At 74.3% G+C, this 13,074-nt stretch carries 13 protein-coding genes; 8 read left to right on the forward strand and 5 right to left on the reverse strand.

What is annotated here, in order from left to right:
• Window positions 1–24 precede the first annotated feature (24 nt).
• Window positions 25–1,335, reverse strand: coding sequence for an ATP-binding protein (locus GA0074694_RS14590; RefSeq protein ID WP_218105688.1), 1,311 nt, complete (start codon window positions 1,333–1,335; stop codon window positions 25–27).
• Window positions 1,336–1,542: 207 nt separating this feature from the next.
• Between GA0074694_RS14590 and GA0074694_RS14595 the strand changes: the two genes are divergently transcribed.
• Window positions 1,543–2,637, forward strand: a complete 1,095-nt coding sequence (locus GA0074694_RS14595) for a D-alanine--D-alanine ligase family protein (protein WP_091458290.1) — start codon at window positions 1,543–1,545, stop codon at window positions 2,635–2,637.
• A gap of 120 nt (window positions 2,638–2,757) precedes the next feature.
• On the opposite strand, the gene GA0074694_RS14600 is transcribed toward GA0074694_RS14595, so the two are convergent.
• Both GA0074694_RS14600 and GA0074694_RS14605 read right to left on the reverse strand, forming a co-directional pair.
• Entirely contained in the window at window positions 2,758–3,480 is a 723-nt protein-coding gene (locus GA0074694_RS14600) for a DUF3515 family protein (protein WP_091458291.1), read from the reverse strand.
• On the reverse strand, window positions 3,481–3,714 hold the full coding sequence (locus tag GA0074694_RS14605; RefSeq protein ID WP_091458293.1) for an Lrp/AsnC ligand binding domain-containing protein: 234 nt from the start codon (window positions 3,712–3,714) through the stop codon (window positions 3,481–3,483).
• A gap of 95 nt (window positions 3,715–3,809) precedes the next feature.
• Between GA0074694_RS14605 and GA0074694_RS14610 the strand changes: the two genes are divergently transcribed.
• Both GA0074694_RS14610 and GA0074694_RS14615 read left to right on the forward strand, forming a co-directional pair.
• Complete coding sequence (locus GA0074694_RS14610) at window positions 3,810–4,799, forward strand: thiamine-phosphate kinase (protein WP_091458295.1); 990 nt, start codon at window positions 3,810–3,812, stop codon at window positions 4,797–4,799.
• Between the two features lie 210 nt (window positions 4,800–5,009).
• On the forward strand, window positions 5,010–5,477 hold the full coding sequence (locus tag GA0074694_RS14615; protein ID WP_091458296.1) for a GNAT family N-acetyltransferase: 468 nt from the start codon (window positions 5,010–5,012) through the stop codon (window positions 5,475–5,477).
• 106 nt (window positions 5,478–5,583) lie between these two features.
• Here the strand turns inward: GA0074694_RS14615 and GA0074694_RS14620 are convergent, their stop codons facing one another.
• Window positions 5,584–6,837 carry an ATP-grasp domain-containing protein gene (locus GA0074694_RS14620; protein ID WP_091458299.1) on the reverse strand — a complete coding sequence of 418 codons (1,254 nt, stop codon included), beginning with the start codon at window positions 6,835–6,837 and terminating at the stop codon, window positions 5,584–5,586.
• A 185-nt stretch (window positions 6,838–7,022) separates the two neighbouring features.
• The gene (gene rpmB, locus GA0074694_RS14625) at window positions 7,023–7,214 is read right to left on the reverse strand and encodes a 50S ribosomal protein L28 (protein ID WP_011905179.1); all 192 of its coding nucleotides are present in this window, start codon (window positions 7,212–7,214) and stop codon (window positions 7,023–7,025) included.
• A gap of 213 nt (window positions 7,215–7,427) precedes the next feature.
• On the opposite strand from rpmB, the gene GA0074694_RS14630 reads away from it, so the two are divergent.
• From GA0074694_RS14630 to GA0074694_RS14650, 5 genes are all read left to right on the forward strand, one after another.
• Window positions 7,428–9,053, forward strand: coding sequence for a DAK2 domain-containing protein (locus GA0074694_RS14630; RefSeq protein ID WP_091459181.1), 1,626 nt, complete (start codon window positions 7,428–7,430; stop codon window positions 9,051–9,053).
• Entirely contained in the window at window positions 9,050–11,248 is a 2,199-nt protein-coding gene (gene recG, locus GA0074694_RS14635; RefSeq protein ID WP_091458301.1) for an ATP-dependent DNA helicase RecG, read from the forward strand. Before GA0074694_RS14630 ends, recG begins: the two co-directional genes overlap by 4 nt.
• A 126-nt stretch (window positions 11,249–11,374) precedes the next feature.
• Window positions 11,375–11,938, forward strand: a complete 564-nt coding sequence (gene rsmD / locus GA0074694_RS14640; RefSeq protein ID WP_091458303.1) for a 16S rRNA (guanine(966)-N(2))-methyltransferase RsmD — start codon at window positions 11,375–11,377, stop codon at window positions 11,936–11,938.
• Window positions 11,935–12,423, forward strand: a complete 489-nt coding sequence (gene coaD, locus GA0074694_RS14645) for a pantetheine-phosphate adenylyltransferase (RefSeq protein WP_091458304.1) — start codon at window positions 11,935–11,937, stop codon at window positions 12,421–12,423. Before rsmD ends, coaD begins: the two co-directional genes overlap by 4 nt.
• 144 nt (window positions 12,424–12,567) lie before the next feature.
• Entirely contained in the window at window positions 12,568–13,065 is a 498-nt protein-coding gene (locus tag GA0074694_RS14650; protein WP_091459183.1) for an ATP synthase subunit B family protein, read from the forward strand.
• Window positions 13,066–13,074: the final 9 nt, after the last annotated feature.

The raw sequence follows: 13,074 nt of genomic DNA on the forward strand, positions 1-13,074 counted from the left end.
AGCACCGACTGCCGGGGCACCGGATCAGAGCAGCCGGCGCCGCTTGAGGTAGGCGACCAGGTCGTCGTAGACGCCGCCCTCGTTGGCGAACATGGCGACGTTGCGAGCGGTCGCCAGCCACGGACGCGTCGAGGGCCGGACCTCCCTCAGCGCCCGGTCGAGGTCACCCTGCCCGATCATCCGCACCTCGCCCCGGCGTACCGAGTCGGCCATCGCGAACTCGGCGGCGGTCTCGCACAGGTGGGCCAGGTCCGCACCGGAGAAGTCCTCGGTCGCGGCCACCACCTTGCGCAGGTCGATCCCGGCGATCGGCCGGTCCCGCAGGTGGTACTCCAGGATCGCGCGGCGGGCTTCCGGATCCGGCGGCAGCACCAGCACCATCCGGTCCAGCCGCCCCGGCCGGCGCAGCGCCGGGTCCACGTCCCACGGCGTGTTCGTGGCGGCCAGCACGAAGACGCCCTCGTTGTCGCCCTCCATGCCGTCCAGCTCGGCCAGCAGCTGGTTGCCGACCGTCCGCATCGAACTGGAAGTGACCTTGGAGCGCTTGTGCCCGAGCGCGTCCACCTCGTCGAGGAAGAGCACGCAGGGGGCGTTGCGCCGGGCCGCCTGGAACAGCTCGTGCAGGTTCCGCTCCGAGTTGCCCATCCACATGTCCAGCACGTCCACGATGGACAGGGACAGGAACCTCGCCCCCATCTCGCCGGCGACCGCGCGGGCCAGGAACGTCTTGCCGCAGCCGGGTGGGCCGTAGAGCATGAGGCCGCCGCGCAGGCTCTTGCCGTACATCCGGCGCAGCTCGGGGTTGCGCAGCGGGCCGAGGAAGGCCAGCTCCAGCCGCTCCTTCACCGCCTCCATGCCGCCGACGTCGGCCAGCCGCACGGTCGAGGTCTCCACGTCGTAGACCCGGTCCGCCTCACCGGTCACCGGCTCGGGCTCGTCTCCCGACCGGACGAACCGGGGCGGTACGACGTCCGCCAGCTCCCGCTCGTACGCGGCGAGTGGATCGCCGGGGGAGTCCGGAGCCACGGCCGGACCAGGGGTGGCGCCTGCGCCCGGGGCGGCGGCTGCGCCCGGGGTGGTGCCTGCGCCCGGGGTGGTGCCTGCGCCCGGGGCGGCGGCTGCGCCCGGGGGGGTGCCCAGCGCCCGCTGCATCAGCGCCTGGGCACCGGTGTCGCCCGGGTCGCGGGTGAGTGCCTGTCCGAGGTGGGCGATCCCCTCCCCGGTGCGCCCGGCGTCGAGCAGCAGGCCGGCCAGGTGCAGGCGCAGCGGCAGGTCGTCCGGACGGGCGTCCACGGCGGCGGTGAGACTGGCGATCAAGGAGTCGGCACTGGTCACCAGGGCAGGGTAGTGCCCGCCGATCGACCTGTGCGTCCTCGACGGCGGCACCACGCACCGTATAGGACGGGTAGACCGGTTGCGGAGAGGATGGCGGCGGGTCCGGGTATCGGCACCGGCGCGTCGCCACGCACAGTAGGGTCGACCAGGCGAGCGCCGCCAGCGGGCTCGCGGGCCACCGCAGTCGCCGAACCGGAGATGAAGCCAGTGACCACCCCAGGCAAGACCCGCGTCGCCATCGTCTTCGGCGGCCGTAGCCCCGAACACGGCATTTCCTGCGTGAGCGCGGGCAGTGTGCTCGGCGCGCTGGACCCGGACGAGTTCGAGGTGGTGCCGGTCGGGATCACCCGCGCCGGGCAGTGGGTGCTGGCCGACGGCGATCCGTCCCGCCTGGCGATCACCGACCGTCGGCTCCCGGAGATCACCTCGGCCACCGGGGCGGAGGTGGTGCTCCGCGCCGACCCGACCAGCAGCGGGCTGATGGTGCTCGACCCGACCGATGGGCCCCGGGCGTTGGCCGGGGTGGACGTGGTCTTCCCGGTCCTGCACGGCGCGTACGGGGAGGACGGCACCATCCAGGGGCTGCTGGAGATGGCCGGCATCCCGTACGTCGGGGCGAACGTCTTCGCGTCCGCCGCCGCGATGGACAAGGAGTTCACCAAGAAGCTCTGCGCCGTCGAGGGCATCCCGGTCGGCCCGTACGCGGTGCTGCGCAGCGGCGCGACCCTGACCGAGGAGGAGAAGCAGCGCCTCGGCCTGCCCGTGTTCGTCAAGCCTTCCCGGGCCGGCTCGTCCTTCGGCATCAGCAAGGTCACCGACTGGTCCCAGCTCGACGCGGCCATCGCCGTAGCCCGCCAGATCGATTCGAAGGTGCTGGTCGAGGCGGCCGTCGTCGGCCGGGAGATCGAGTGCGGCGTGCTGGAGGGGGAGGCCGGCGGCGCGCCCGAGGCGTCCGTCCTGGCCGAGGTGCGGGTCGTCGGCGACCACGACTTCTACGACTTCGAGGCGAAGTACATCGACGCCGACTCCGCCTGCGAGTACGATATCCCGGCCGGGCTACCCGAGCACGTCACCCGACGGGTGCGCGAGTACGCCACCCGCGCCTTCACCGCCCTGGACTGCGCCGGCCTGGCCCGGGTCGACTTCTTCGTCACCCCGGAAATGGACGTCTACCTCAACGAGGTGAACACGATGCCGGGCTTCACCCCGTCGTCGATGTTTCCCCGGATGTGGGCCGCCTCCGGGCTGGAGTACCCGAAGCTGGTGAACCGGCTGATCCGTACCGCCCTGCGGCGCGCCTGAGCGCCCTCCGGCGACCGGGCCGGGGCGGACGATCCCGCTGGGGGGTCGCCCCGGACCGGGCCGGACGTGAACCCGCTGGGATGGCCCCCGGAGCGGGACCGGCCGCCCCGGCGGCGAACCTCAGCTCCGGCAACCGGACGGGACGGGGCCGGCGGTGAGGATGGAGGCGACGATCGCCTCCGAAATCGGGCTCACCCACTGCAACGGCTGCTCGTACCGCTTCGGCACGGTGACCCGGACCGCGGCCTCCCGGTCGACGGTGGTGAGCACGGTGACGTCGCTCTGCTCGCTGGCGTGCCAGCAGACCTGCTCGACGACCCAGACCGTGTCGGTCGCGGGGATGGCCGGCTCGGGAACGCCACAGGACACGGTGAGCGCCGGGTCGCCGTACGCCGCGTTCTGCTCGGGGCCGGCGGTGACCGGTCGCTGGGGCAGCTCCCGGACGGTCGACGGCAGCTTCGCCAGCAACGCCCGGCAGACCGTGGCGGGGCGTTCGGCCAGCGGCTCGGCGGCCATCTGCACCGGGGTGGTGGCCTTCGGCCCGAGTGCCTGCACGGTCTCGCTCGGGCTCGGCGTGGCGGCCGGCTCGTCCGACGAGAGCGAGTTGAAGGTGAATCCGGCCACCGCCACGGTGACCGGCAGGGCGACCAGCGCGGCGACCAGGGCCGCGTTCCGGGTGGTCCGGTCCCAGCCGCCGCGCCGCTTCGCCGGGGCGGTGGCCTCGGCGCCGGTCGGCGTCGCGCGGTCCGGCTCCGCGCCGGTCTCCGCCGGGGCGGCCGGCGTCGCGCCGGTGTCCGCGGTGGTCTTCCCGGGGGCGGTGGGGGGAGTCTTCTCGTCGTCCACTTACAGTCGCACCACCGAACAGGTCAGGGTGCGGGTGATGCCGGGCACCATCTGCACCTTGCTGACAATCAGTTTGCCGAGTTCATCGACGTTGTTCGCCTCGGTGAGCACCACCACGTCGTACGGCCCGGTGACGGCGTCGACCTGTACGACACCGGCAATCTCGGCGATCACACCGGCCACGTCACGCGCCCGGCCGACCTCCGTCTGGATGAGGATGTACGCCTGTACCACGACTCGACCTCCGTCCGGCGCCACCAGGGGCGGCCCGAGGAGTGAAACTACCCTACCCACCAGGTCCGACCCCGATCGGTGGTCAAGGAGAAGCGGTGAGCGAGCACAGCGGCGCGGAGCGCAGCAACGGTGACGCCGGAAACGACAGGAGCGTCGTGGGCAGCGGAGAGTTCGGGCTGATCGACCGGGTGACCGCCCGGCTGCCGTACGGGTCGGCCTGCCTGCTCGGCCCGGGCGACGACGCGGCACTGGTGGCGGCCCCGGACCGCCGGGTGGTCGCCTCCACCGACGTGCTGGTGGAGGGGCGGCACTTCCGGCGGGACTGGTCCAGCGCGGTGGACGTCGGGCACCGGGCGGCGGCGGCGAATCTCGCCGACATCGCGGCCATGGGCGCCACACCGACCGCCCTGCTGGTCGCCCTCTGCCTGCCGCCGGGGCTCGACGTGGCCTGGGCGGAGGGGCTCGCCGACGGGTTGGCCGCCGAGGCCGGTCGGGTCGGGGCGGGCGTGGTCGGCGGCGACATGTCCGCGAGCCCGACACTGACCGTCGCGGTGACCGCCCTCGGCGACCTCGGGGGCCGTCCCCCGGTGCTCCGCTCCGGTGCCCGCCCCGGCGACGTGCTCGCCCTGGCCGGGCGGATCGGGTACGCGGCGGCCGGGTACACCGTGCTGTCCCGGGGGTTCCGGACGCCCAAGCTGCTGGTCGAGGCGTACCGGCGACCGGAGGTGCCGTACCCGGCCGGGCCGTACGCCGCCCGCCTCGGCGCCACCGCCATGATCGACGTCTCGGACGGGCTGCTGGCCGACCTCGGGCACGTGGCCCGGGCCAGCGGGGTCGCCGTCGACGTCCGGCGCGACGCCTTCGAGGTGCCCCGGCAGATGGCCGACGCCGCCCAGGCGCTCGGCGTCGATCCGTACACCTGGATCCTCGGGGGCGGCGACGACCACGCCCTGGCTGCGACCTTCCCCCCGGCGGTGGTGCTGCCGCCGCCCTGGCGGGTGGTCGGCCGGGTGGCCGAGGGGAGCGGGGTGACCGTCGACGGCGAACCCTGGGACGGCCCGGCCGGCTGGGACCACTTCCGCTGATTCGGTGCCGCCGCCCCCGCCGGATGTTTGGAGGGGTCCCCTGCTACCGGATTTTGTGTAGCAGGGGACCCCTGCAAACATCGCGCCCGGCCCGGCCCGGCCCGATCCGCCCGCCCGCTGGGTCGAGTCGACTCGACCGGGCAGTGACGTACGACAAGGTCGGGGCCGGGCGGCCCCGGTCCGGGCCGATGCCGGTCGTACCCTTCGGGGGTGAGCGACATCGAGATCCGCGTGCTGCGTTTCGACTCCGAGGTGGCGCAGCGGTTGGTGCGGGCTACCATGGCCGACCTGGGCACCCGGTACGGCGGCAGTGGCGACGAGACCCCCGTCGACGCCACCGAGTTCGAACCGCCGGACGGCACGTTCCTGGTGGCGTACCTCGACGGGGAGCCGGTCGGCTGCGGGGGCTGGCGCAGCCACGGCGACACCGGCGAGGTGGCGGAGGTGAAGCGGATGTACACCGCCCCGGCGGCCCGGGGCCGGGGAGTGGCCCGGGCGGTGCTGGCGGCGGTGGAGCGCTCGGCGCGGGAGCGGGGCCGCAAGCGGATCGTCCTGGAGTGCGGGGACCGGCAGCCCGAGGCGATCGCCATGTACGAGGCGGCCGGCTACGAGCGGATCCCCAACTTCGGCTACTACCGGGACGCGCCGGGCTGCGTCTCCTTCGGCCGCACCCTCTGACGCCTCCGAGTCGTCGCCGGCCGCACCCGACAGCCGTCGTCGGTGTCGTCCGCCTGGGGGCGGCCACTTCGGGCGTCTGCCGGCGCAGGGCGGCGCCCGACCGGGGTCAGGTCACCGTGAAGCGGACCAGCCCGGCCGCCCGCCGCGCGGCGTTCCCCGCCTCGGCCGGGTCGGCACCCCAGGCCAGCACGTAACCGCTGCGCTGCCGGGAGGAGACCACCTCGGCCACCCGGTCGCCGACGCCCACGTCGAGGCGCAGGTCGAGTACGCCGGGCACCCGGCCGGCCGGGCGGACGCCCTCGATCGCGGTGACGGTGCCCGCCGGGGCGAGCAGGAACTCCACCGCCGCCGCCCCGCCCGCCCCGGCCGGCAGCACCGGGCGTTCCCCGCGGAGCACCCGCAGGTACGCCTCGACGAACGACGCCTCGTAGGCGACCGTGATCAGCGCGGCGATCAGGTCGCCGGGGAGACGGGCGGCGCACTCCACCAGGGTCGGCACCCCGTCGTCGAGGATCCACTCGCTGTGCAGCACGCCGGTGCGGAAGCCGGCGGCGCGGGCCAGGCGGCCGGCCACGTCGAGCAGGGCACGGCGGTGCGTCCCGGGTAGTGCGGACGGGACGGTGTGCCCGATCTCGACCGGGTACCGGCCGGGCCGAACCCGTTTGTCGGTGACGTTGCCGAAGATCACCTCGCCCCCGGCCACGAGCAGTTCGACGCTGTGCTCGGAACCGGTCAGGGCCGCCTCGACCAGCACCTCGGTGGGCACGGCGGCCTCGTCGGGGGAACCGGGCGGGTCGACCGTGGCCGCCCAGGCGGGGGCGACGGCGTCCGGGCCGTCGAGGAGTTGCACCCCGAGGCTGCCGGCGCGTCGGGTCGGCTTGAGCACACACCGCCCGCCCGACCGCCGGGCGAACGCCTCCGCCTCGCCCGGAGTGCGGACCAGCGCGTACGCCGGGTTGGGCAGGCCGTGGCCGGCGGCGAGCCGCCGCAGCCGGTGCTTGTCGGTGAAGGTCTGGGCGGCGGCCTCCCCGGCGCCGGGCAGGTTGAGCCGTTCGGCCAACCGCGCGGCGGCGGTGACCGCGTACTCCACGCCGGGCATGACCAGCCGGGCGGCGGCGAGTGTCGGCTCGGCCGCCAGGAGCGCGTCGACGTCGAGCCCGTCCGGCTGGTACGCCGCCGGCACCACCCGGGAGACGAACGGCAGCCCGGCCAGCGCCTCGTGCAGGTCACGGCGACGGATCAGCTCGGGATCCTCGACGATCATCACACTGCCGGCGGGGAGCAGTTCGTCCAGCACGCCGAGCAGACCGGGTGGCACCCCGACGATGATCATCTCGTCTCGGGCGAGGCTCAGCGCCACGGGGCGGCCCTCCGAATGTGTTCGGTACGCGGGGAGTCGGTCCCGCGCGGGGCGGGAGGGCGCTGGCCGCGATCCCGTGGGAGCGCGGAGATCGGGCCGACCGGGGGCCGTGACCCTACACGACAGTGCCGGCGGACCACGGGGGTCCGCCGGCAGTGACGACGGTGGGGCGCGGTGTTACCGCGTCAGGCGCGGGTGACCTTGCCGGCCTTGATGCACGAGGTGCAGACCTTGAGCTTCTTGGTGTTGCCGCCACCGGCCGGGGTACGCACCGACTGGATGTTCGGGTTCCAGCGGCGGTTGGTCCGCCGGTGCGAGTGGGACACGTTGTGGCCGAAGCCCGGCCCCTTGCCACAGACGTCGCACACGCTAGCCACGGGATACTCCTGGGATTTGTTCGTTCACGAGGGTCGCCGGCAGGTGCTGCCCGGGCAACCTGGTCAGGTTACCCGATGCCCCCGCACACCAGCCAACCGGCTCCCGACCGGACCGCCGCGACGGGCCGGAGCCGGTTGGCGAACCCCGGCGCGCACCGGGTCGGCGACGATGATGCCCGGCGGCTGTCGGTGTCCGCCAGTAGGCTTTCGGCCGTGCTGGAGACCCTGGACGCGGTAGCGGTGCGCCGCTGGTGTGCCACCGGGCTCGCGGCGCTGCGCCGCCACCAGGGCGAGATCGACGACCTCAACGTCTACCCGGTTCCCGACGGCGACACCGGCACCAACCTGGTGCTCACCCTCACCTCCGCCCAGCAGGCGCTGGGGCTTGACCTCGACACCTCACCGGAGGGCGGGACCACCGCGCACGGCCACGCGTTACGGCTGATGGCGCGCGGGGCGTTGCTCGGTGCCCGGGGCAACTCCGGGGTGATCCTCTCGCAGATCCTGCGCGGTCTGGCCGACGCCCTCGCCCCCGTCCCGGTGATCCGGGGCGGAGCCCTGGCCGAGGCCCTGCGGGTCGCTTCCGCCGCCGCGCGGGCGGCGGTCGCCCACCCTGTCGAGGGGACGCTGCTCAGCGTGGTGGCCGCGGCGGCGGGCGGGGCGTCGGAGACCGCCGGCGACGATCTCCAGGCGGTGGCCCGGGCGGCGGCCGACGCGGCGACCCGGGCACTGGCGCGCACCCCGGAGCAACTGCCGGCGCTGGCCCGTGCCGGGGTGGTGGACGCCGGTGGCCGTGGCCTCTGCCTCCTGCTGGACGCCCTGGTCGAGGTGGTCACCGGGGAACCGCAGACTCGCCCGGCGCCGGAGTCCCGTCCGGTCCGTCCGCCGGCCACCGCCGCCCGGGAGACCGGCTCCGACGCGTACGCCTACGAGGTGCAGTTCCTGCTCGACGCCGAGCCGGCGGCGGTGGCCCGGATGCGCAGCGCCCTCGACGCGCTCGGCGACTCGCTGGTGGTGGTCGGTGACGACCCGCCGCCGGGGCAGCCCGGCACCTGGAACGTCCACGTCCACGTCAACGACGTCGGCGCGGCGGTCGAGGCCGGGGTGGCGGCCGGACGGCCGTACCGGATCTCGGTCACCCGCTTCGCCGACCAGCCGGCACCGGCCCCGCCGCCCGCCCCGGACGGCGCGGCCCGGGCGGCCGTGGTGGTCGCTCCCGGCGCCGGGATCACGGAGATCTTCTCCCGCGAGGGCGCGACCGTGGTCCCCGCCAACCCCTCGATCGGGGAACTGCTCGACGCGGTCCGGGCCACCGGCGCGGCCCGGGTGGTGGTCCTGCCGAACGACCCGGCCACCGCGTCGGTGGCGGGCGAGGTGGTCCGCCAGGCGCACCCGTTCGGGGTGAAGGTGAGCGTGGTGCCGACCCGCTCCCCGGTGCAGGCGCTCGCCGCCCTCGCCGTCCGCGACCCGAAACGCCCCTTCGAGGACGACGTGATCGCGATGGCCGAGGCCGCCGGGGCCTGCCGGTACGCCGAGGTCTGCCACGCCCGCCGGGAGGCGCTCACCGTCGCCGGTCCGTGCCGCGCGGGTGACGTGCTCGCCCTGGTCGAGGGGGAGGTGCACCTGATCGGCGCGGACCTGCTCGACACCTGCACCGCCCTGCTGGACCGGATGCTCGGCGGCGGCGGGGAACTGGTCACCCTGCTCGCCGGAGCGGACGCGCCGGCCGGGCTGGTCGACGCGGTCCGCGCGCACGTCGCCCGGCGCTGGCCGTTCGTGGAGGTCCAGGCGTACGCCGGGGGCCAGCCGCACTATCCGCTCCTGGTGGGGGTCGAGTGACCGAGTCGTCGACGGCGGACACGCCGCTGAAGAAGCTGGTCGGGGAGAAGACCGCGAAGGCCCTCGCCGGCCATCTCGACCTGCACACCGCGGGTGACCTGGTCTACCACTTCCCCCGCCGGTACGACGAGCGCGGCGAGCACACCGACATCCGCTCGCTGGACGTCGGCGAGCAGGTGACCGTGCTGGCGCAGGTGCAGAAGACGGCGGTACGGCCGATGCGGCAGCGCCGGGGCAACCTGCTGGAGGTGACCGTCGGGGACGGCTCCGGCGGCCTGTTGACCCTCACCTTCTTCGGCAACCAGGCCTGGCGGGAACGGGAACTGCGGCCCGGCCGGTGGGGGCTGTTCGCCGGCAAGGTCACCGAGTTCCGGGGCCGACGGCAGCTCAACGGCCCGGAGTACGTCCTGCTCGGCGAGGGGGGCGAGGGTGAGGCGGCGGCCAACGAGGAGGTCGAGGAGTTCGCCGGGGCGCTGATCCCGGTCTACCCGGCCGCCGCGGCGGTGCCCACCTGGGTGATCGCCACGTGCGTCCGCACGGTCCTGGACACCTTCACCCCGCCGGAGGATCCGCTGCCGGCCACGGTCCGGGCCACCCGTAACCTGGTCGGCCTGGACGTTGCCCTGCGGGAGATCCACCGGCCGTCCACCAAGGAGGCCCTCTACCGGGCCCGGCGGCGGCTGAAGTGGGACGAGGCGTTCGCCGTCCAGGTGACGCTGGTGCAGCGCAAGCACCGGGCCGCCGACTGGCCGGCCCGGCCCCGGCCGCCGAGACCGGACGGGCTGCTCGCCGCCTTCGACGCCCGCCTGCCGTACGAGCTGACCGGCGGTCAGCGCGACGTCGGCCGGGAGATCGCCGCCGACCTGGCCACCGCACATCCGATGCACCGGCTGTTGCAGGGGGAGGTCGGCTCGGGCAAGACCCTGGTCGCGTTGCGGGCCATGCTCCAGGTGGTCGACGCCGGTGGCCAGGCGGCGCTGCTCGCCCCGACCGAGGTGCTCGCCGCCCAGCACCACCGGGGCATCCAGGAACTGCTCGGCCCGCTCGCGCAGGCCGGCGAGCTGGGCGCCGCCGAGCACGCCACCCGGGTCGAGCTGGTCACCGGCTCGCTGGGCGCGGCGGCCCGGCGGCGGGCGCTGGCCGAGGTGGCCGAGGGACGCGCCGGCATCGTGCTCGGGACCCACGCGTTGCTCTACGAAGGTGTCGACTTCGCCGACCTGGGGCTGGTCGTGGTGGACGAGCAGCACCGCTTCGGGGTGGAGCAGCGCGACGCCCTGCGCGCCAAGGCCGACCAGCCGCCGCACGTACTGGTGATGACCGCCACCCCGATCCCGCGCACGGTCGCCATGACCGTCTACGGCGATCTGGAGGTCTCCACCCTCGCCCAGCTGCCACAGGGCCGCTCGCCCATCGCCTCGCACGTGGTGCCGGCCGCCGAGAAGCCGGCCTACCTGGACCGGGCCTGGCGGCGGCTGCGCGAGGAGGTCGCCGCCGGCCACCAGGCGTACGTGGTCTGCCCCCGGATCGGCGAGGGGGCGAGCGCGGAGGAGGAGCCCCCGAAGGACGACGACACCGGGCGACGGCCACCCCTGGCGGTGACCGAGGTGGCCCCGCTGCTCGCCGAGGGGCCACTGCACGGGCTGCGGATCGGTGTGCTGCACGGGAAGCTGCCCGCCGACGAGAAGGACGCGGTGATGCGCTCCTTCGCCGACGGCAGGCGCGACGTGCTGGTCGCCACCACGGTCATCGAGGTCGGCGTGAACGTCCCCAACGCCACCGTCATGATCGTGCTGGACGCGGACCGGTTCGGCGTGTCCCAGCTCCACCAGTTGCGCGGCCGGGTCGGGCGGGGCTCGGCGGCCGGGCTCTGCCTGCTGGTGACCGAGGCGACCGAGGGCACCCCGGCGCGGGAGCGGCTGGACGCCGTCGCCTCCACCACCGACGGCTTCAAGCTCGCCGAACTCGACCTCGAACAGCGCCGGGAGGGCGACGTGCTCGGCGCGACACAGTCCGGCCGCCGCTCGCACCTGCGGCTGCTCTCCCTGTTGCGCGACGCCGACCTGATCCGCGACGCCCGCGCCGAGGCGATCACCCTGGTCGAGGAGGATCCGGAGCTGGCCCGCCACCCCGCCCTGGCCGCCTCGGTCGCCGCCCTGGTCGACGAGGAGCGGGCGGAGTACCTGGAGAAGGGCTGATGCTCCACAGGAGGACCGAGGGGGCGCCGTCGACCGGGAAGGTCGACGGCGCACCGACGCTCGGGTCGGGTCGACTCAGGCGGTGAAGCGATCGCGTAGCGTCTGGGCCATGGAGAGGGAGCGACGGTGACCCGGATCGTGGCCGGGACGCTCGGCGGACGGCGGATCGCCGCGCCGCCCGGCGCCGGTACCCGACCCACCTCCGACCGGGTGCGCGAGGCGCTGTTCAGCGCGGTCGAGGCGAGCCTGGACCTGACCGGGGCCCGGGTGGCCGACCTCTACGCCGGGTCCGGCGCGGTCGGGCTGGAGGCGGTCTCCCGGGGCGCGGGGCACGTGCTGCTGGTCGAGTCCGACCCGCGCGCCGCCCGCGTGGTCCGGGAGAACATCGCCCTGCTCCGGGCCGCTCCGACCGCCCGGCTGGTGACCGGGAAGGTGTCCACCGTGCTCGCCGCCGGCCCGGAGGGCGGGCCGTACGACCTGGTCTTCGCCGACCCGCCGTACGCCGTGGCCGACCGGGAGGTCAGCGCGGTGCTGACGGCCCTGGTCGACGGCGGCTGGCTGGCCCCCGACGCCCTGGTGGTCGTCGAGCGCGCGACCCGGTCCGGGCCCGTCGAGTGGGTGGAGGGTGTCACCGCCGAGCGCAGCCGGCGCTACGGCGAGACCACTCTTTGGTACGGTCGCCGATCATGAGACGTGCGGTCTGTCCCGGCTCGTTCGACCCGGTCACCAACGGACACCTCGACATCATCGGTCGGGCCAGCCGGCTGTTCGACGAGGTGATCGTCGGCGTGCTGATCAACCAGTCCAAGAGCGGCCTGTTCACCATCGACGAGCGGCTCGCCATGCTCCGCGAGGTGACCGCCTCCTACGACAACGTCCGGGTCGAGTCCTTCCAGGGCCTGCTGGTCGACTTCTGCCGGGAGCAGCAGGCGAGCGTCCTGGTCAAGGGGCTTCGAGCGGTCAGCGACTTCGACTACGAACTCCAGATGGCCCAGATGAACATCGGCCTGGCCGGGGTGGAGACGCTCTTCATGCCGACCAACCCGCTCTACTCGTTCCTCTCCTCCAGCCTGGTGAAGGACGTCGCCAAGTGGGGCGGCGACGTGTCGCCGCACGTGCCCGACCTGGTCCGGGAACAGCTGCGGGCCCGGCTGACCGTCCAGCGGCGGGGCTGACGCCCCGGTCGGGCGGCGCGGCGACGCGCCGGGTGGGCGGGATGGACCGGCTCTCGCCCCCACCCCGCATGATGGGTGCAGCAGGAACCCGGCCGTGGACCGCATCATGGAGGTCGGCCGACGACGACAGGAGTGAGGTACACGGTGGACCCGCTCGACCGCATCGACGAACTGATCACCATGGTGGAGACGGCCCGTTCCGTCCCGATGTCCCGGAACACCTGCATGGTCGACCGGGGAGAGATGATCGCCGCACTCGACGAGCTGCGCGCCGAGCTCCCCGCCGACCTGCGCCGGGCCGCGGCGCTCCTCGAGGAGCGGGACAAGATCATGGATGCCGGTAAGCGGGAGGCCGACCGGATCATCAGCGAGGGTGAGGCCGAGCACGCCCGACTGGTCTCGGTCAACGAGATCACCGTCTCCGCCGAGCACGAGGGCGCACGGATCATCGCCGAGGCCCGCGCCGAGGCCCAGCGGCTGCGTGAGGAGGTCGACGACTACGTCGACACCGCGCTGGCCAACTTCGAACAGTTCCTGACCCGGGCCCTCGCCTCGATCGAGCGCGGCCGGGACAAGATGCACGCACTGCGGGAGATCGGCACCTTCGGAGGCGACGACTCGGAGCGCCCGCTAACCTTCTGAGCGGCACCT

This window comes from Micromonospora inyonensis, from assembly GCF_900091415.1.
In the GTDB taxonomy this organism is placed as follows: Bacteria; Actinomycetota; Actinomycetes; order Mycobacteriales; family Micromonosporaceae; genus Micromonospora; species Micromonospora inyonensis.